Below are 18,779 nucleotides of genomic sequence, written 5' to 3' on the forward strand. Positions count from 1 at the left end.
CGAGGTTGCAAAGTAGGAACTTGCGCGGCGATCGCAACGGGCTACCACGCAAGGATCGCCGTCCGTCGGCGCCGGTACAAATTTTAAAAGTAATCTCAACGAGATACGCTTCGTTCTACCACGTCTATGTTAGCTAATCCTTTTCGAAACTTGTTTGCCGAAGGCAACGGGCGCAAAATCCCGGCCGCGACGGTGCGGGGCGCCGGTCGCATGGAGGAAACCATGGACAATTTGAACCTGACGACCCTGCAAAAGGGGCAGACGATGGTCAATGACGTGGCCATCAATGCGTTTGCCGCCGGATTTCGCGGCAATCTCCTGACCAGTAAAGACTTGGATTACAATGAGGCGCGGGCGATCTGGAATGCGATGATCGACCGGCGGCCCGGGCTTATCGCGCGTTGCGCCGGCGCTGCCGATGTCGTGCGCGCGGTGCGGTTTGCGCGCGACAATAATCTGCTCGTTTCGGTGCGCGGCGGCGGCCACGGTATTGCCGGCAACGCCGTCTGCGAGGGCGGCGTCGTCATCGACCTGTCGGCGATGAAATCGGTGCGGGTCGACCCGGAGACGCGCCGCGCCAGGATCGAGCCGGGGGCAACGCTTGCCGACGTCGACCAGGAAACGCTCGCCTTCGGGCTGGTGCTGCCGACCGGCATCAATTCGACCACCGGCATAGCCGGCCTGACGCTCGGCGGCGGTTTCGGCTGGCTGACCCGCAAATTCGGGCTGACGATCGACAATCTGATTTCGGTGGATGTGGTGACGGCCGATGGCGAGCTGGTCAAGGCGAGCGAGACGGAAAGACCGGACCTGTTCTGGGCGTTGCGCGGCGGTGGCGGCAATTTCGGCGTCGTTACCTCCTTCGAATTCCAGCTCAACCCGCTCAAGACAGAGGTCCTCGCCGGGCTGGTGGTGCATCCGTTCGCTGACGCGGAAAAGGTGCTGAGGGAATATCGGCAGGCGCTGGAAGCCGCACCCGATGAACTGACCTGCTGGGCGGTGATGCGCCAGGCGCCGCCGCTGCCGTTCCTTCCGGCCGAATGGCATGGCAAAGAGGTCGTGGTGCTTGCGATGTGCTATTGCGGAGACATCGCGGCCGGGGAAAAAGCGACGGAAAGATTGCGGGCGATCGGAAAACCGATTGCCGACGTCGTCGGCCCGGTACCGTTTACCGGCTGGCAGCAGGCATTCGACCCGCTGCTGACGCCAGGTGCGCGCAATTACTGGAAGAGCCAGGATTTCGCCTCGCTCTCCGACGCAGCGATCGAGGTGTTGCTCAACGCCGTGCGCAAGCTGCCGGGACCAGAATGCGAAATCTTCATCGGCCATGTCGGCGGTGCGGCCGGCCGCATTCCGACTGAGGCCACCGCATTTCCGCAGCGCAGCTCGCATTTCGTCATGAACGTGCATGCACGCTGGCGGGAAAGCGGGATGGATGCAAGCTGCACCGGCTGGGCGCGTGAGCTTTTCGAGGCAACCAAGCCGCATGCTGTGGGAACCGCCTATATCAACTTCATGCCTGAGGACGAGGCCGATCGGGTGGAAAGCGCCTATGGCGCCAATTACGGCCGGCTTGCCGAAATCAAGCGGCGCTACGATCCGAACAATCTGTTCCGCATGAACCAGAACGTCAAACCGACGGTGGCCATGCGGGCTGCTTAGCCGGATCATCCCGCGCTCAAGTGACAGCGCTCGGGCGCGGGATGCCGATCGGCTGTCACCCCTCGGTGAGTTCGATCAATTCCTTCAGCAGAGCCGTGTCGTCCGAGCCGGCGCGGTCGTCTGGCCTTAGGACATGGGCGAGCCATGCGCCATCCGCCGCCAGGCGAATGATTTCGAGCCGCATTCCCGCGTCGGTTTCGGCGTGCCTGACCAGCCGGTCATTGATCCATTTGTGCCAGAGGCTTTTGGAGTAGGGGTCGGCCAGCACGGTCATCGTCTGCGCCGACCATGGGCTGTTGTTGAGAGCGCGATCGGAAAAAAGAGTACGGACATAGGCGCGGCTGAATGTGCCGTGGCCGCCCTTGTCCTTTTCCAGTTCCTGGTCGATTTCGCGGTCGAGGTTTTCCATCATACCGTCGAACACGGCCTCAATAAGAGCCTGCTTATTGGGGAAGTGGTGAAACAGACCTCCTTTTGTCACACCGGCAGCACTTGCGACTGCCTGCAGGCTGACGGCGGCCAGACCCTTCTCCAGTGCCAGCTTGGTGGCACAATCGAGAAGAGCCTGCCGCACGACTTCCGGTTGTTTCTTTCTGTTGCGGGGACTATCTATCAATGCATGACCTGGGTTCGAGATGCGTTTCGTGACGAGAAGACCGGAGGGGATCAGTATCACTCCCGGGATCGCGGAGCTATCATACCAAAAGAAGTGATGTCGCTATCATACCAACCGGTAGGTATCTTGCAATCCGAAATAAGATTGGCTATCTGTCGGCACAGGAGGCCCGCCGAACGTCATTTCGGCGGGCTGTGCTTTTTTGGACCTCAGCGGGACCATCAGGAAGGCTAGTGGATTATGCATTTTCATACGAAAACAGTGCGTTACGCACTAACGCTGGCGCTGTTCCTCGGCGTGGGATTGCCGGTTCACGCACAGGAAGGCGGCGCCATGCCGCCGGCCGCCGTCAGCGTGCTGACGCTGAACGCGCGTCCGGTTCCCGTTGTCAGCGAATTGCCCGGCCGCATCGCCGCGACGCGTGTTTCGGAGGTGAGGGCCCGGGTTTCCGGCATCCTGCAGGAACGGGTGTTCGAGCAGGGCAGTCTCGTTCATCAGGGCGACGTGCTCTATCGGATCGATCCGGCCCTGTTCCGGGTCCGCGTCGCCAGCGCCGAAGCCAGCCTCGAGCGCGCCAGGGCGACGCAGCTGAATGCCCGGCAGCAGCTGGATCGGCAGAAGTCGCTGCGCGACCGCGATGTCGCAAGCGGGGTCGAATATGATGCGGCGGCTGTCGCCCTTGCCCAGGCCGACGCCGATGTCGCGCTGGCGCAGGCAGCACTCGACGAAGCGAAGATCAATCTCGGCTATACCGAAATCCGGGCACCGATCTCAGGCATCATCGGCGCCGCACTGGTGACCGAAGGCGCGTTGGTGACGGCAGATGCCGGCGATGCGCTGGCGATGATCCAGCAGATCGACCCCGTCTATGCCGACTTCACGCAATCCTCCGGCGACTTGCTGGCGCTGAAGCGGGCGGTCGAGAATGGCAACCTCGCCTCGACGGAACAAGGCAAAGCCGACATCAAACTCGTCTTCGACGACGGCACGGTCTACGCCCAGGCCGGAAAACTGCTGTTCCGCAGCGCCAGCGTCGATGCGACGACGGGCCAGGTTACCCTGCGCGGCGAATTCCCCAATCCCAACGGCGATCTGCTGCCGGGTCTTTACGTCAGGGTCCGCATCGAGCAGGCCGTCCGCGAGAAGGCGATCCTCATCCCGCAACGCGCCGTCATCCGTGCGGCCGATGGCAAGGCGCAGGTCTATGTCGTAGAGGACGGAGACGTGGCGCAGCCGCGCGACGTCGAGCTCGGTCAATCCTCCGGCAATGAATGGGTGGTCGAAAGCGGCCTGTCTGCTGGCGAACGCCTGGTCGTCGACGGCGTGCAGAAACTGCAGCCGGGCGCCAAGGTCGCGCCGGAAGCGTGGCGGGATGGCGAAGTCGCGTCCGGCGACGCCAAGAAGCCGGAGTAAGATCAATGGCACGTTTCTTTATCGATCGCCCGATCCTGGCATGGGTCTTTGCGATCTTCATCTCCATCGCCGGCCTGATCGCGCTGCCGTTCCTCCCGGTCGCACAATATCCGAAGGTCGCGCCGCCGCAGCTCAGCATTACTACCAGCTATCCCGGCGCATCGCCGCAGGACATCTATCAGGGCGTCACCCGGCAGATCGAGGAAGAGCTGAACGGGGTCGAGCACCTTGCCTATTTCGAATCGACCTCCGACACCTCGGGCGCGATGACGATCACCGCGACGTTTGCGGCGGGCACCGATATCGACCAGGCCTCCGTCGACGTTCAGAATGCCATCCGCCGCGTCGAGCCGCGGCTGCCGCAATCCGTCAAGGATCAGGGCGTCACAGTCGAGGAGGCGTCGTCCGGCTTCCTGATGTTCATCTCGCTGACCTCGACCGACGGCAAGACCGATGAGGTGGCGCTCGGCGACTATCTCAACCGGAACGTCATCGGCGAGCTACGCCGTCTCGACGGCGTCGGCCGGGCGCAGCTGTTTGCCTCGCAGCGGGCGATGCGCATCTGGATCGATCCCGACAAGATGGTCGGCTTGAACCTCACCGCCTCCGACATCAGCGGGGCGATCTCGGCGCAGAATGCCCAAGTTGCGGCGGGCCAGATCGGCGCCGCACCCAATCCGATCTCGCAAGACCTGACGGCGACGGTACTGGTGAAGGGTCAGCTGACCGACAGCAAGGAATTCGGGAACATCGTGCTGCGCGCCAATGCCGACGGGTCGAACGTCCGGCTGCGCGACGTCGCGCGGATCGAAGAGGGCAGCGAGAGCTACAGCTTCTCCACCCGGCTGAACGGGCAACCGAGCGCTGCCATCGCCATCCAGCTGTCGTCGACGGGCAACGCCGTCAACACGTCCAATCTGGTCAAGGCGAAGATGGAGGAGCTGTCGCGTTTCTTCCCGGCGGGCGTCGAATATTCCGTTCCCTACGACACCAGCCCGTTCGTCTCGGCATCGATCGAGAAGGTGGCGCATACGCTCGCAGAAGCCGTCGCCCTCGTCTTTATCGTCATGCTCGTCTTCCTGCAAAGCTTCCGCTACACCATCATTCCGACGCTCGTCGTGCCGGTCGCGCTGCTCGGGACGCTGGCGGTGATGTTTGCCGCCGGCTTCTCGATCAACGTGTTGACGATGTTTGCGATGGTGCTTGCCATCGGCATCCTCGTCGATGACGCCATCGTCGTGGTCGAGAACGTCGAGCGTCTGATGGCGGTGGAAGGCCTGTCGCCGAAGGAGGCGACCAAAAAGGCGATGCGGCAGATCACCGGCGCAATCCTCGGCATCACGCTGGTGCTCTCCTGCGTCTTCGTGCCGATGGCGTTCTTCCCGGGTTCGACAGGCATCATTTACCGCCAGTTCAGCCTGACCATGGTCGTCTCGATCCTGTTTTCGGCCTTCCTGGCGCTGTCGCTGACGCCGGCGCTCTGCGCGACTTTCCTGAAGCCGATCAAGGGCCATCACGAGAAGAAGGGCATCGCCGGCTGGTTCAACCGAAAGTTCGAACGGCTGACCGGCAGGTACGCCCGCGCCGTCGAGGGACTGGCCAAGCGCTCCTGGCGGGTCATGGCGGTCTATGTCGCGGTCGTCGTCGGTCTCGGCTATCTCTTCGTCAACCTGCCGAGCAGTTTCGTGCCGGACGAGGACCAGGGCTTCCTGATCGTCGACGTGCAGGGGCCGCCCGAGGCGAGCCGTAACCGCACGGTCGCCTCGCTCGAAAGCATCGAGGCGATCTTCAAGAAGGAGCCGGCGGTTGCCAACGTCGTGGCGATCCAGGGCTTCAGCTTTTCGGGGCAGGGGCCGAATGCCGCCCTGGTGTTCGTTACCCTGAAGGACTGGGCCGAGCGTGGCGCGGGCAATTCGGTGCAGGAGATCTCCAACCGCGTCAATATGCAGCTGTTTGCGTTGAAGGATGCGACTTCCTTCGCATTGTCGCCGCCGCCGATCGAAGGCTTCGGCACGACCAACGGCTTCACCTTCCGCCTTCAGGATCGCGGGGCAAAGGGCCAGGCGGCACTGACCGAGGCGGCAGGAATGCTGCTCGGCAAGGCATCTGAGAACCCCATCATCGCCGGTATCCGGCCGGAGGGCATGCCTGATTCGGCTCAGCTGGTGCTCGTCATCGATCGCGAAAAGGCCAATACCTTCGGCGTCGCCTTCGCCGACATCAACAGCACGATCACCGCCAATCTCGGTTCGAGCTACGTCAACGACTTCCCGAATTCCGGCCGCATGCAGCGCGTCATCGTGCAGGCACAGGACAAGAGCAGGCTTCAGGCCGAAGACCTGATGAAACTCAACGTCCGCAATGCGAGCGGCGGCATGGTGCCGCTCTCATCCTTCGCGGTCGCCGAGTGGCAGAAGGGGCCGGCGCAGATCGTCGGTTACAACGGCTATCCCTCTGTTCGCATTTCGGGCGCTCCGGCGCCGGGATATTCATCGGGCGCGGCGATTACCGAAATGGAACGGCTGGCCTCCGAGCTTCCCGACGGCTTCGGCTTCGAATGGACCGGCCAGTCGCTGGAGGAGCTCAAATCGGGATCGCAGGCGCCCTTCCTGTTCGGTCTCAGCATCCTTTTCGTCTTCCTGCTGCTATCGGGGCTATACGAGAGCTGGTCGATCCCGTTGTCGGTGATGCTGGTCGTGCCGCTTGGGGTCATCGGCTGCGTGCTCGCGGTAATGAGCCGCGACATGTCCAACGACATCTACTTCAAGGTCGGCCTGATCGCGATCATCGGTCTGTCGGCGAAGAACGCCATCCTGATCGTCGAATTCGCCAAGGACGGCTTTGCCGAGGGAAAATCGCTGATGGATGCCGCGATCGAAGGCGCTCGGCTGCGCTTCCGGCCGATCATCATGACCTCGCTCGCCTTTACATTGGGCGTGGTGCCGCTGGCAATCGCCACCGGCCCAAGTGCGGCCAGCCAGAATGCGATCGGCACCGGCGTGCTGGGAGGCATGGTCTCGGCGACGGTGCTGGCGATCTTCTTCGTTCCCGTCTTCTTCGTCTTCGTGCTGCGTCTCTTGAGGACGAAGCGGCCGGAGACTGTGAACGAGGAGGCACCGGCCGGGCAGGAACCGGCAACGGTGACGTCGCCGACATAGGGTGACCAGTCACCCGAGGTGAAGGTTCACCCGAGGCGACGAATAACCTGAGGTGAGGAGTTGGCGGGTTGCCTTGTGTAATCCGCCAGAAACCTATCCACCGGGCTTCGGCGTGATCGTCACGTCGGCGCCATAGGCATCGCGCAGTTCACTTTCCTGTCCCGGCTGCCGGTCGGCCGCCTGGTGCAGCAGGGTCGACACGTATCCTTGCGAGCGCGTCCCCTCGATCAACGTGATATCGGCATTTCCAGGATTGTCGGAACGCTCGAACCATTCGACGGGGCGGTGCAGAAAATTCATTTCGACCGCCCGGTTGGTGACGCCATGGCCGACGATCACGACGTTGTGGCTGCTATTTTCAGCGTCGCGCATGACGGTCTGAAGGAAAAGGCGGACACGCTGGGCCACATCCGCCCGGCTCTCGCCATCTGGCGGCCGCGCGTAGAACTTGCCGCTGTTGCTGCGCAGTCTCGCCCATTTTTCGAATTCCTCGGGAAATTTCTGCTTCTGTTCGGCATGGTCATAGATTTCGGTGAACAGACCGAAATCCTGCTCGCGCAGCAGGTAATCCTCCCGGATTTCGCCGACATAGCTTTCCGGCAGGGCTGTAAGCAAGGCATCCTTGCTTTGCCGTGTTCTGAGGAATGGCGAGTACCAGATCTGCAGCTTGCCGAAATCCGCGCCCGGCAGTGTCTTCAAATAGGAGGCGATCGCGCCGCCGGCTTCCACCGCTTGGCGGTGACCCCACTCAGTCAGCGGCACATTGTGATCGCCGAATTGCCGATAGGCCTGTTCGTTGAGGTTGCCGAGAGATTCGCCGTGGCGAACGAGAAAGAGACGCATCAGCCATCCCGCAATGTCGGATCTGGAATCGCCTTCATCATGAACGCGCTCGATGGAGAGGGCAATATTGCCGGCGCGCAGGGCTTTTCCCCAGTCTGTCATCTTCCTGAAACACGAGTCTGGTTTTGGAAGGCTAGATGAAAGATGGGGCATGAGCGACAGCTCGTGATAGACATGATGGAACCCAGACATTTCCGAACGCTCTTCATTTCCGATGTCCATCTCGGCTCGAAGGCCGCGAAGGCCGATTTCCTTTTGGATTTCCTGCGCCACCACGAGGCCGATACGATCGTGCTCGTCGGCGACATCGTCGACGGCTGGCGCCTGAAGCGCAGCTGGTACTGGCCGCAGGTCTGCAACGATGTCGTCCAGAAGCTGCTGCGCAAGGCCCGCAAGGGCACACGCGTCGTCTATATCCCCGGCAATCACGACGAATTCCTGCGCGACTTCCCGGGAATGCATTTCGGCGGCATCGAGGTCGTCGACCGCATGATGCATGATGGCGCCGACGGCAAAAAATACCTGATTTTGCACGGCGACGAGTTCGATGTGGTCGTCCGCAACGCACGCCTGCTCGCCTATCTCGGCGACTGGGCCTACGATACTGCTATCCGCATCAACATCCTCCTGGCGGCAGTGCGCCGACGCCTCGGCATGCCTTACTGGTCGTTCTCGGCCTGGGCGAAGCTGCAGGTCAAGCATGCCGTCAACTTCATCGGCGAGTTCGAGCGCGTCGTGACAGAGGAAGCCCGCAAAAGCGGCGCCGACGGCGTGATCTGCGGACACATCCATCATGCCATCATCCAGGACATGGACGGCATCCGCTACATCAATACGGGCGATTGGGTGGAAAGCTGCACGGCGGTGGCCGAGCACGACGACGGCACGTTCGAACTGATCACCTGGCGGGCGCTTGCCAGCAGTGTGCCGGCGCTTGCCGCCATCGAAATGCATGACCAGGGCGAGTTCGCCCCGCAGGCCGCGTGATTTGGGGGGCGCCTGATTTGAGGGCCGTCTGATTTTTGGGGCCGGCGTATCAGCGCCGCGCGCTCCAGGAGTTTAGCCGTTACCGTCAGGCGACAGGCACTATTTATTTTCTAAAACGTTTCAGTAGGGCTATTTCTCGCAATGGTCGCCTCCAGGGTGGTGTGTTAGGACAACGATCAGTTTCCTTCAGGTCCACCGATGATTCCCGCTCAACATTCCCCGAGTGAGGGAGCGCCTCCGCGCTTCCGGCTGCTCAGCGCGCTTTCCTATTGCGCGCCACTGCTCGTCAACGGCATCGTTCTGCCGTTCTTTCCGATGTGGCTCGCAACCCACAGCTTCAGCGACCACGAGATCGGCGTTATCCTTGCCATACCGATGGTGGTTCGCGTGTTGGTGGCGCCTGTTGTCGCCATGATCGCCGACCGTTTGAAGGAGCGCGCCGACGTGCTGCTCTGGTCGGGCAGCCTGTCGCTGCTGACGGCGATCGCGCTCTTCTGGACGACGACCTTCTGGCCGGTGACGATCGTCTATGCACTGCAGGGCGCCACTTTCGCGCCCTATGTGCCCGTCGTCGAATCGATCGTCATCTCGGGCGTGCGCCGCTGGGGCCTCGATTACGGGTCAATGCGCGTCTGGGGTTCGATTGCCTTCATCGTCTCGACGCTGGTCGGTGGCCAGCTGATCAGCCGGTGGGGCGGCGGGATGGTGCTTGATATCATGGTGTTCGGCTTTGCCATGACCGTGGTGATGGCGATCTTCTGCCCGCGCATCGGGCCGACGCGTCGGCGTGGCCAGCCGATCAACATTCCGGCCGCCACCGGCAGCGGGTTGCGCGAGCCGCACTTGCTGCTGCTGCTGATCGGTGTCGCCATTCAGCAGTCCAGCCATGCGGTGCTCAACGCCTTTTCATCGATCTACTGGCATCATCTCGGCTTTTCCGGCACTGAGGTCGGCCTGCTCTGGAGCGTCGGCGTCGCTTCCGAAGTGACGGTGTTCTTCCTGTCGAAGCGTCTCAACCGGCGCTTCGACGCCTGGACCCTGATCCGCTTCGGCTGCGCGGTCAGCGTCTGCCGCTGGATACTGTTTCCGATGAATACCGGCTTTGCCGGTTTTTTCCTGCTGCAATGTTTCCACGGCTTCACCTATGCCTTCGTGCATACCGGGGTGCAGCGGCGGATCATGGCGACGGTGCAGGAGACGCAGGAATCCTCGGCGCAAGGCGCCTACTTCTTCTATGTCGGCATGGCAATGGCGCTGATGACGCTGGCGTCGGGTTATCTCTATGCCTGGCTCGGCGTCGTCAGCTATTACGTTATGGCGCTGGTGGCGTTCTCCGGCCTCGGCTTGGTCATCTCGGCCTACTACCTTCAGCCCCAAAACGTGCTTTCGGGCGGAAAGACCAGGGAAGCGGCGTAGCGCAGGCCGGGTTCGCGATCGCGGGCAAGCAGCAGCGGACCGTCGAGATCGACGAAATCGGCATTCTGGGCGAGCAGTGCGGCCGGCGCCATGGCAAGCGAGGTGCCGACCATGCAGCCGATCATGATGCTGAAACCGAGCCGTTCTGCCTCGGCCTTCATCGCCAGGGCCTCCGTCAGGCCTCCCGTCTTGTCGAGCTTGATGTTAATCGCGTCATAGCGGTCTGCAAGGCTTGCGAGATCGCCGGTGTGGTGGACACTTTCGTCGGCGCAGACGAGAAGCGGGCGACGGATTTCGGCAAGCAGAGCGTCGCGGCCGGCCGGCAGCGGCTGCTCGACGAGAGCCACACCCGCTTGCGCCGCGATGTTGAGATGTCGTTCCAGCACGGCTTCCGGCCAGCCTTCATTGGCGTCAAGGATGATGGCGGCATCGGGTGCGGCCGCGCGGACGGCGCGGATACGGCTTTCATCGTCGCCGGTTCCGACCTTGACCTTGAGCAGCGCGCGGCCTGCATGTTCGCGAGCCTTTGCGGCCATCACCTCCGGCTCACCGAGCGAGATGGTGTAAGCGGTGGTGAGCGGCTTCAGATCGGCAAGGCCGAGACGGGCCGCGACGCTTTCACCCGTTTGTTTCGCTTCCAGGTCCCAGAGGGCGCAATCGACGGCGTTGCGGGCAGCGCCCGGCGGCATGGCGGACAAGAGGTCGCGGCGGGAGATCCCGGCCTCGATCAGCGGACGCGCCGCCTCGATCTGGGCAAAAACGCTCTCCATGGTCTCACCGTAGCGGCGATAGGGCACGCATTCGCCAAGCCCCTGTACACCGTCTTCGGAGAGCGTGCAGGTAATCACCTCGGCCTCGGTCTTTGCGCCGCGCGAGATGGTGAAGGTCCCGGCAATCGGAAATGAATTCATCTGGATATCGAGGGTGCGCGGCATTATTGCAGTCCTGTGAGCATGGAATTCGAACGTTGCTTCTGTATATTGACGCGCCGGGCGGCGAACGATCCGCCGAGTCGGCAATGTCGCCGTGAGCCTTGAAAGACATAAGTATCTTGAACGCCGAGAATCGCAACGTTGCCTCACTTGACGTAGACGACCAGTCCGATGGCTCGGGGCAGCATGTGCGTCTCAGAGGCAGCTGGCGTAGCGCCTATGTGCATTTCGTGCTGCGTGACTTCGAGAAGCTGCTGCACCAGAAGGCCGGTGACCTGACGGTCGATCTTTCCGACATTACGGATATCGATACCGCCGGGATCTGGCTGCTGTGCCGGCTGAAGAAGGAAGAGGAGGCGGCCGGACGGTCGGTCCGCTTCGAAGGCACCAATCAGCATATCGACGAAATGCTGGCGATGTTCTCCGAGGAGTCGGCCAAACCGGAGCCGGAGTTGAAGGAGAAGGTGTCGCTTGCTGGGCGCATCTTCGCGCCGGTCGGCAAGATGGCCTACGACGTCTGGGACAATTTCGCCGCCGCCATGTATATCCTCGGCTCGGCGGTGCGCGGCGCACAGATGAAGTTCGGCCGCGGCAGCGGCGTTTCGCCGGCCTCGATCATCAACCAAATCGACAATATGGGCGTTCGCGCCGTTCCGATCATCCTTCTGATGTCGTTTCTGATCGGGGCGATCATTGCCCAGCAGGGCGCCTTCCAGCTGCGCTACTTCGGTGCCGAGGTCTTCGTCGTCGATCTCGTCGGCATCCTGCAATTGCGCGAAATCGGCGTGCTGTTGACCTCGATCATGATCGCCGGCCGTTCGGGCAGCGCGATCACCGCCGAGATCGGCTCGATGAAGATGCGCGAGGAGATCGACGCGCTGAAGGTGATGGGGCTCAACCCGATCGGCGTACTGATCTTCCCGCGACTGGTGGCGCTGACCATCGCGCTGCCGCTTTTGACGGTGCTGGCGAATTTCGCCTCGCTCGGTGGTGCGGCCGCCGTCGCCTGGGGCTATTCCGGCATCACCTTCGCCAACTTCCTGTCGCGCCTGCACGAGGCGGTGACGCTGTCCACGGTGCTCTCAGGCATGATCAAGGCGCCGTTCATGGCGCTGGTCATCGGCATCGTCGCCGCCGTCGAAGGGCTGAAGGTCGGCGGCAGCGCGGAATCGCTCGGCCAGCATGTGACGGCCGCGGTGGTGAAGGCGATTTTCGTCGTCATCCTGATGGACGGGCTTTTTGCGATGTTCTATGCAGCGATCGACTTCTAGCATGGCGAATCGCGTGGACGAGAAACCAATCGATACGGAAGACAGAAACGAGAGAGACATCGTGCTCTCGGCGCGCGACGTCACCGTCGCCTTCGGCTCCAAGGTGGTGCTCGACAATCTCAACCTCGACATCTATCGCGGCGAAATCCTCGGCTTCGTCGGCGCGTCGGGCACCGGCAAATCGGTGCTGATGCGCACGGTGCTGAGGCTATTGCCGCGCCGCTCCGGCACGATCAAGATCCTCGGCCAGGATTTCGACGAACTCGACGAACCGCAGCGCAACGCGCTCGACATGCGGCTTGGCGTGCTGTTCCAGCAGGGGGCCCTGTTTTCGTCGCTGACGGTCAAGGAAAACATCCAGGTGCCGATGCGCGAATATCTCGACCTGCCGCGCTCGCTGATGGATGAACTGGCGCATCTGAAGATCCGCATGGTCGGGCTCGCAGCCGATGCCGCCGACAAATACCCGTCCGAACTGTCAGGCGGCATGATCAAGCGCGCCGCCCTTGCCCGTGCACTCTCGCTTGATCCGGAACTCGTCTTCCTGGATGAACCGACCTCGGGTCTCGACCCGATCGGCGCCGCCGAATTCGATGAACTGATCGCCAACCTGCGCGATAGTCTGGGACTGACCGTCTATATGGTAACGCATGATCTCGACAGCCTGTTTTCGGTCTGCGACCGTATTGCCGTGCTCGGAAAGAAACGAGTAATGGTGGAAGGCACGATCAACGACATGCTGGCCTACGACGATCCGTGGGTGCAAGCCTATTTCAAGGGTAAGCGGGCGCGCTCGATCGTGCCGCAGGATGATGGCGCGCGGCACGGCAGCAGCGGGAAGTGACCGGATAAGATGGAAACCAAAGCCAATTATACGATTGTCGGTTTTTTCACGGTGATGGTCATCGCGGCGGCCTTCGGCTTCGTCTACTGGATGGCCGAATATGGCCGTGGTGGCCCGATGACCGAGCTGATCGTGCGTATTCCGGGTTCGGCCAACGGCCTCAGCGTCGGCTCGCCGGTGCGCTTCAACGGCATTCAGATCGGCTCGGTGCAGACACTGTCGATCGATGCCGACGATCCGCAATATTCGCTGGCTTTCACCCAGGTGCGCACCGATGCGCCGATCTACCCTTCCACCAAAGCCGCCCTTGAAATCCAGGGCTTGACCGGGGCTGCCTATATCGAACTTTCAGGTGGCCGCAAGGGCGAGGAAAGCATCCTCCAACATGCGCTCGACAACGGCAAACGCGCCGTCATCGTCGCCGACCAGTCGAGCGTCACCAATCTTTTGGCGACCGCCGACAAGATCCTCGATCGCGCCAATGATGCGGTCGGTGAACTTCAGGGTTTCATCGAGGATTCACGCGCGCCCCTGACCCAGACGTTCAAGAATGCCGAGACGTTCTCGGATGCGCTTGCAAAGAATTCCGGCAATATCGACGCCTTCTTGCAGAGTGTGGGTGAGCTTTCCAATACCGTGAAGGCGGTCTCCGGCCGTGTCGATTCGACGCTTCAAGCCGTGGAATCGCTGGTCAAGGCGGTTGATGCGAAGAAGATCGACAACATCGTCTCCAACGCCGACAAGATCACCGCCAATGTCGCCGATGCCTCTGGCGACCTTAAGGGGGCGATCCAGAAGTTCGACCAGACGGCCACCACCTTCAACGATTTCGGCAAACAGGCACAGGCGACGCTCGACCGCGTCGACACCCTTGTTGCCCAGATCGACCCGGCCAAGCTGAAGGGCTCGGTTGACGATATCTCGCAGGCGACCAAGGATGCACGCGCCGCGGTCGCGTCGATCCGCGATGTCGCCAACACGGTTTCGGGGCGTCAGAAAGATATCGACCAGACGATCCAGGACGTCTCGCAGCTTGCCAACAAGCTGAATTCGGCCTCGACCCGCATCGACGGTATCCTGATCAAAGTCGATGCCTTGCTTGGAACCGACAACACACAATCGCTGTTTACCGAGGCGCGCGATACGCTGGAATCCTTCAAGAAGGTCGCCGACAACCTGAATGCGCGCATCGGGCCGATCGCCGACAATCTGCAGAAATTCTCAAGCGGCGGTTTGCGCGACGTGCAGACGCTCGTCAACGACATGCGTGGAACCGTCAACAATCTGAACGATACGATCACCAACTTCGACCGCAATCCCCAACGGCTGATCTTCGGCGGGGACACGGTGAAGCAATATGACGGCCGGACGCGGCGTTAACTGGGAAGTCAGGGGTAGCCTAATATGGTCGCATCGCATCTGTTGTCGCGCCGTTCATGGATCAGGGGAACGGTGATCGCGCTGCCGCTGACGGCGCTGATCCTTTCCGGGTGCGGCACTGCGGCCAAGAACGATACCTATGACCTTTCCGCCGCCGTCGACGGCGACGGACCGGCGGCCAAATCCCGCCAGATCCTGATCGCATCGCCAACGGCGCTGAGTGCGCTCGGCAGCGAGCAGATCGTCATCCGCGTCTCGTCCTCGGAAATCCAGTATCTCTCGCGGGCGCAATGGGGCGACAAGCTGCCGCGCATGGTGCAGTCGAAGCTGGTGGAAGCCTTCGAGAACTCCGGCAAGCTCGGTGGCGTCGGCATGCCGGGGCAGGGACTGGCGATCGACTATCAGGTCGTCACCGATATCCGCTCCTTCGAGATCGACGCTTCAAACGGCAACCAGGCGGTGGTCGAAATCTCCGCCAAGATCCTCAACGACCGCAACGGCTCGGTGCGCGCCCAGAAGGTATTCCGCGCCACGGCGCCGGCCGGCGGCGATAATGGCGGCTTCGTCAAGGGTCTCGACCGTGCCTTCTCAATGGTTGCCTCCGAGATCGTCAACTGGACGCTGCGCTCGATCTGATCCGGTGTTTGCAGGAGAACGCCGCAATGTGACCTTGCCGGCGTTTAAAAATATTTGTCCCGACGGCGCCTGGATTGTCACCCTATCCAATTTAGCCTGAGGGTAGTTTTCAGATAACCGGCAGCAAAAGCCTTTCGGCAGGTTTCTGTTTCCTGCATGCCGTTATCTCAAACGCTGGGCATTTTCGGGCGACGTGCATCGAGCGCTTATTTCGTCGGTTGCGAATCCGTCATCGTCGCTCCCGGCTGGTTGCCCGGTGTCGTGGAAGCTGTCGCACTCGATGACGACGACAGGGTGCTGTCCAGCAGTCCTGCCATCTTGTCGTCGCGCAGGCCTGCGGTCTTTTCGCCCATGACAACGCCGACGACGCGGCGGCCATCCTTCCGCGCCGATGTCACGACATTGTAGCCCGATGCATCGGTAAAGCCGGTCTTGATGCCGTCGACGCCGTCATAGCGATACATGAGGTTGTTGTGGCCGCGCAGCTTCATGCCGCGGAACTGGAAGCCGCGCATGGAAAATAGCTTGAACTCCTCGGGGAAATCCCGCATCAGCGAGACGCCGAGGGTCGCCATATCGCGTGCGGTGGTGACCTGCTCGGGATCGGGAAGGCCCGAGGGATTCTTGAAGACAGTATCCTTCATGCCGAGTTGGCGCGCCTTGTCCGTCATCGCCATGGCGAAAGCCTGTTCGGAGCCACCAAGCTGTTCGGCGATCGCCACGGCAGAGTCGTTGGCAGACAAGACGACGATGCTTTCGACCGCTTCGCGCAGCGTCACCTGGCGGCCTGCGCCGACAGCGAGTTTAAAGGGTTCCTTGCTCTCGGCATTTTCCGACATGGTGAGCTTCTGCTCCCAGTTGAGGCGCCGCTCATGCAGGGCCTCGAAGGCGAGATAGAGAGTCATCATCTTGGTCAACGACGCCGGATAATTCAATTCGTCCTGATTGGAGCCTTCGAGGACCTGACCGGAGTGCGCATCGACGACGAAGCTTGCCTGGCCGGCCTGGGCCAGAGTGAAAGCGCCCATCAGCATGGCGGACGAGAGCGCGGTGGCAAGGAGCCGGGAGGTCGTCTTGGTCATCGATGTTACTGTCTCTGTCGTTGGACGGTCGGGTGAGCCATCGGCTAAACGCAAGCGGATCCAGAAAGTTTGTGACGAAATGAAGGACAGGCGGCAATAAAAAGGCCCCATCCACAGCTGATTGCTTTTGTCTTACCGTCTTGGGTTTTGACAATGGCGCGCAGGGGCACGTAGAAATTCAACATGAGCATGAAGCGCGCGCCTTTCTCCCGCCATATCAGCACCTGCCTGCAGGTTGCGATCGCGCGCGCCTTTGACGGACGAGGTCTCCGCGTCCTGCTGTGACGTCGGGGCGCTCTCTGCGTCCGGCGCGCGGCTGGACGTAAAGCCCCTCACCACGTCAATCCAGGTTGCCAGGGAGACAGGCAGCGTGCTCAATCTTTATCATGTCAATTCGCTCGTCCATTGGGAGGAGCGCGAGATCCATCTGCGCGATCATATGATCGGCTTCTTCTCGCAAGAGGTCCGCAGTTTTCTGAGATCGGTCAATCCGGCCTGGGATGTTCGAAGGGTCGAGGCTCCCAGCTTGATGCCGCGATCACTGGTTTCGAGCGCTTATTCGAATGCCGATATCTGGGTTCAGGAACAACTGTCAGCCGGTGATAACGCGCTGGTATTGAGGCCGGAGACCACGCCATCGACCTATGCCTACATGCAGCATATTCTCGGCAATCACTCGAAGACGCGGCTGCCGCTCTGCGTCTGGCAGGCCGGCAGATCCTATCGCCGTGAGCAGGAGCAGCCGACCAAGCACATGCGGCTGAAGGAGTTCTGGCAGCTCGAGTTCCAATGCGCCTTCACGGCCGACAGCGGCAACGACTATCACGCCGCCTGCCTCGAGCCGGTGCACCGCATGATCGCCTCGCTGATCCATCTGCCGACGCGGATCGTGCCCTCCGACCGGCTGCCGGCCTATTCCGAGGTGACGATGGATATCGAGGTCGACAATGGCGACAAATGGATGGAGGTCTGCTCGATCTCGCGACGCAGCGATTTTCCGCAGCGTTACCGGTCGCAGCCGAAGAGGGGAGCTGCCGTCGACCATGATGTCCTCGTGCTCGAGATCGCCATCGGCCTCGATCGGTGCGTCTACAACTGGGGGGTAGCAGCCTATCGGTAAGATGGAGCCGGGGCCGCTGGTGGCGATTCCGGATCTCCGCGATGGCGATGCGCGTGGTAGCGGGATTCTGTCGTCGCTGGCGCGTTGAACCTTCGGGCATCTCGTTGGTAAGAGTAATGATCAGCAAAGGAGCACGATTGTCGTTCTCCTTCGCCCGAGATGTATTCACTCAACGACAGGATCGGAAACCATGCTGATTATCTTCGGCGGCTTGCCGGGTAGTGGAAAAACGACTGTCGCCCGCGTGCTCGCGAAACGGCTGGGAGCCGTGTATGTGAGGGTTGACACCATCGAGCAGGCGATCAGAGCGGGTGTCCCTTCAATAGACGTCGGTCCGGCAGGTTATGTTGTCGCCTATGGGGTTGCCGAGGATAATCTCACGCTCGGCCGTATGGTGATCGCCGACTCGGTCAATCCTCTTCAGATAACGCGCGACGCCTGGCTGGCAGTCGCGGCGCGATCTGCGGTGACCGCGGTCGAGGTCGAGGTGATTTGTTCCGACAAGATCGAGCATCGCCGCCGGGTCGAGACGCGTGAAACCGACGTCGAAGGACTTGTCAAACCGACGTGGCAGGAAACCGTCGAGCGGGTGTATGACCATTGGGAGCGGAGGCCGATCGTTGTCGATACGGCCGCGAAGGATGTGCAAGAGATCGTCGACGCGTTGATCGTCAGGCTGGGGATTGATCGCCCGCTTTCGATTTGATGTCGGGTCTTGTAGGGCGTGCCGTGAATGCCCCTTGCCCTGCCGGGCATCTCCCCCACAAGGCGGGAGAATACAGGAGGCATGGACTATCGGTCCCTCTCTGCCGGCGGACGATATGTCTCTGCCGACGTTTTATGAAAAAGCAATGTCGGCGGCCCGGGCGGATATCCACCGTCGCCTTGCCCGCGTCGAAACCGTCGAGCGTTTCATTGTGGTGGGCGATGATCGCGGAGAAGGTGAGGGTCGCCGTGTCGCCGGTGGTGTGGCCATCGGCAATCAAAGTCACATCATATCCGAGGGAAACGGCGCGCCTGACTGTCGTGTCGACGCAAAATTGCGACATGCAGCCGCCGATGACGAGGCGGGTAACCGAGCGTTCGTTCAGGCGTTCGGCAAGATCGGTTTCGAAGAAGGAGTCGGCGCTCTTCTTGCGCACGACCACCTCGCCCTGTCTCGGCGCAATCTCCTCGCGCAGTGCCCATCCCGCCGTGCCGACGGCCAATCGATGACCGGTGTCGCCGTCATGCTGGACGAGCACGATCGGCGCGCCTGCCTGCCGAGCCTTTTCTTGCAGTGCGGCCAGCCGCGCGACGGTGCCGTCGAGTGCTGCATCGATCTGAGGCTGCCTCTCCAGCGTAGCTTTTCGGGAGAGGATCGCATTCTGCACGTCGATGATCAGAAGGGCCTGCGTCATTCGGGAGAGGTTTCCGTGG

The 18,779-nt window shown here is 61.6% G+C and carries 15 protein-coding genes and 1 pseudogene; 11 read left to right on the forward strand and 5 right to left on the reverse strand.

All coding sequences use genetic code 11. The features are described 5' to 3' along the window. Positions 1-222: 222 nt before the first annotated feature. A complete protein-coding gene (locus HJB82_RS26285) occupies positions 223-1,662 on the forward strand; it encodes an FAD-binding oxidoreductase (RefSeq protein ID WP_221141927.1) in 1,440 nt (479 codons plus the stop codon). Positions 1,663-1,717: 55 nt separating this feature from the next. On the opposite strand, the gene HJB82_RS26290 is transcribed toward HJB82_RS26285, so the two are convergent. Continuing rightward, a complete protein-coding gene (locus tag HJB82_RS26290) occupies positions 1,718-2,278 on the reverse strand; it encodes a TetR/AcrR family transcriptional regulator (RefSeq protein ID WP_221141929.1) in 561 nt (186 codons plus the stop codon). A 240-nt stretch (positions 2,279-2,518) separates the two neighbouring features. Here HJB82_RS26290 and HJB82_RS26295 point away from each other — a divergent pair, with 240 nt between their 5' ends. Together HJB82_RS26295 and HJB82_RS26300 are read left to right on the forward strand one after the other, a co-directional pair. Next, the gene (locus HJB82_RS26295) at positions 2,519-3,691 is read left to right on the forward strand and encodes an efflux RND transporter periplasmic adaptor subunit (RefSeq protein WP_221117073.1); all 1,173 of its coding nucleotides are present in this window, start codon (positions 2,519-2,521) and stop codon (positions 3,689-3,691) included. Positions 3,692-3,696: 5 nt separating this feature from the next. Beyond that, a complete protein-coding gene (locus HJB82_RS26300; protein ID WP_221141931.1) occupies positions 3,697-6,849 on the forward strand; it encodes an efflux RND transporter permease subunit in 3,153 nt (1,050 codons plus the stop codon). 93 nt (positions 6,850-6,942) lie between these two features. Here HJB82_RS26300 and HJB82_RS26305 read toward each other — a convergent pair whose 3' ends face one another. Next, positions 6,943-7,692, reverse strand: coding sequence for a histidine phosphatase family protein (locus tag HJB82_RS26305; RefSeq protein ID WP_221141995.1), 750 nt, complete (start codon positions 7,690-7,692; stop codon positions 6,943-6,945). Positions 7,693-7,836: 144 nt separating this feature from the next. On the opposite strand from HJB82_RS26305, the gene HJB82_RS26310 reads away from it, so the two are divergent. Together HJB82_RS26310 and HJB82_RS26315 are read left to right on the forward strand one after the other, a co-directional pair. Next, positions 7,837-8,679 carry a UDP-2,3-diacylglucosamine diphosphatase gene (locus tag HJB82_RS26310; protein WP_164014159.1) on the forward strand — a complete coding sequence of 281 codons (843 nt, stop codon included), beginning with the start codon at positions 7,837-7,839 and terminating at the stop codon, positions 8,677-8,679. Between the two features lie 198 nt (positions 8,680-8,877). Next, positions 8,878-10,095 carry an MFS transporter gene (locus HJB82_RS26315; protein ID WP_221141933.1) on the forward strand — a complete coding sequence of 406 codons (1,218 nt, stop codon included), beginning with the start codon at positions 8,878-8,880 and terminating at the stop codon, positions 10,093-10,095. Here HJB82_RS26315 and dgcA read toward each other — a convergent pair. After that, entirely contained in the window at positions 10,047-11,030 is a 984-nt protein-coding gene (dgcA, locus tag HJB82_RS26320) for an N-acetyl-D-Glu racemase DgcA (protein ID WP_221141935.1), read from the reverse strand. The genes HJB82_RS26315 and dgcA overlap by 49 nt on opposite strands. 98 nt (positions 11,031-11,128) lie before the next feature. On the opposite strand from dgcA, the gene HJB82_RS26325 reads away from it, so the two are divergent. The 4 genes from HJB82_RS26325 to HJB82_RS26340 are packed head-to-tail and all read left to right on the forward strand — an operon-like array spanning position 11,129 to position 15,158. Then, positions 11,129-12,298: an ABC transporter permease gene (locus HJB82_RS26325; RefSeq protein WP_221141937.1), complete on the forward strand. Its 1,170-nt coding sequence runs from the start codon at positions 11,129-11,131 to the stop codon at positions 12,296-12,298. A gap of 1 nt (position 12,299) precedes the next feature. After that, positions 12,300-13,142 carry an ABC transporter ATP-binding protein gene (locus HJB82_RS26330; protein ID WP_221133171.1) on the forward strand — a complete coding sequence of 281 codons (843 nt, stop codon included), beginning with the start codon at positions 12,300-12,302 and terminating at the stop codon, positions 13,140-13,142. A 9-nt stretch (positions 13,143-13,151) separates the two neighbouring features. Next, positions 13,152-14,522: an MlaD family protein gene (locus HJB82_RS26335; protein WP_221141939.1), complete on the forward strand. Its 1,371-nt coding sequence runs from the start codon at positions 13,152-13,154 to the stop codon at positions 14,520-14,522. 24 nt (positions 14,523-14,546) lie between these two features. Beyond that, the gene (locus HJB82_RS26340; RefSeq protein WP_207580670.1) at positions 14,547-15,158 is read left to right on the forward strand and encodes an ABC-type transport auxiliary lipoprotein family protein; all 612 of its coding nucleotides are present in this window, start codon (positions 14,547-14,549) and stop codon (positions 15,156-15,158) included. A 206-nt stretch (positions 15,159-15,364) separates the two neighbouring features. Here the strand turns inward: HJB82_RS26340 and HJB82_RS26345 are convergent, their stop codons facing one another. Further along, a complete protein-coding gene (locus tag HJB82_RS26345; protein WP_221141942.1) occupies positions 15,365-16,240 on the reverse strand; it encodes a D-alanyl-D-alanine carboxypeptidase family protein in 876 nt (291 codons plus the stop codon). A 370-nt stretch (positions 16,241-16,610) separates the two neighbouring features. Between HJB82_RS26345 and HJB82_RS26350 the strand changes: the two genes are divergently transcribed. Beyond that, positions 16,611-17,360, forward strand: a complete 750-nt coding sequence (locus tag HJB82_RS26350; protein ID WP_221141945.1) for an aminoacyl--tRNA ligase-related protein — start codon at positions 16,611-16,613, stop codon at positions 17,358-17,360. A gap of 190 nt (positions 17,361-17,550) precedes the next feature. Continuing rightward, the gene (locus tag HJB82_RS26355; RefSeq protein ID WP_207580667.1) at positions 17,551-18,066 is read left to right on the forward strand and encodes an AAA family ATPase; all 516 of its coding nucleotides are present in this window, start codon (positions 17,551-17,553) and stop codon (positions 18,064-18,066) included. Between the two features lie 132 nt (positions 18,067-18,198). Here the strand turns inward: HJB82_RS26355 and HJB82_RS26360 are convergent. Continuing rightward, a pseudogene (locus tag HJB82_RS26360) lies at positions 18,199-18,760 on the reverse strand (cysteine hydrolase family protein). Positions 18,761-18,779: the final 19 nt, after the last annotated feature.

The organism is Rhizobium sp. NZLR10, from assembly GCF_019685125.1.
Taxonomy (GTDB): Bacteria; Pseudomonadota; Alphaproteobacteria; order Rhizobiales; family Rhizobiaceae; genus Rhizobium.

Coding starts and splice junctions, on each gene's coding strand:
- HJB82_RS26285 (WP_221141927.1), top strand. CDS start 223: ATGGACAATTTGAACCTGACGACCCTGCAAAAGGGGCAGACGATGGTC.
- HJB82_RS26295 (WP_221117073.1), top strand. CDS start 2,519: ATGCATTTTCATACGAAAACAGTGCGTTACGCACTAACGCTGGCGCTG.
- HJB82_RS26300 (WP_221141931.1), top strand. CDS start 3,697: ATGGCACGTTTCTTTATCGATCGCCCGATCCTGGCATGGGTCTTTGCG.
- HJB82_RS26305 (WP_221141995.1), bottom strand. CDS start 7,692: ATGCGTCTCTTTCTCGTTCGCCACGGCGAATCTCTCGGCAACCTCAAC.
- HJB82_RS26310 (WP_164014159.1), top strand. CDS start 7,837: ATGGGGCATGAGCGACAGCTCGTGATAGACATGATGGAACCCAGACAT.
- HJB82_RS26315 (WP_221141933.1), top strand. CDS start 8,878: ATGATTCCCGCTCAACATTCCCCGAGTGAGGGAGCGCCTCCGCGCTTC.
- dgcA (WP_221141935.1), bottom strand. CDS start 11,030: ATGCCGCGCACCCTCGATATCCAGATGAATTCATTTCCGATTGCCGGG.
- HJB82_RS26330 (WP_221133171.1), top strand. CDS start 12,300: ATGGCGAATCGCGTGGACGAGAAACCAATCGATACGGAAGACAGAAAC.
- HJB82_RS26335 (WP_221141939.1), top strand. CDS start 13,152: ATGGAAACCAAAGCCAATTATACGATTGTCGGTTTTTTCACGGTGATG.
- HJB82_RS26340 (WP_207580670.1), top strand. CDS start 14,547: ATGGTCGCATCGCATCTGTTGTCGCGCCGTTCATGGATCAGGGGAACG.
- HJB82_RS26345 (WP_221141942.1), bottom strand. CDS start 16,240: ATGACCAAGACGACCTCCCGGCTCCTTGCCACCGCGCTCTCGTCCGCC.
- HJB82_RS26355 (WP_207580667.1), top strand. CDS start 17,551: ATGCTGATTATCTTCGGCGGCTTGCCGGGTAGTGGAAAAACGACTGTC.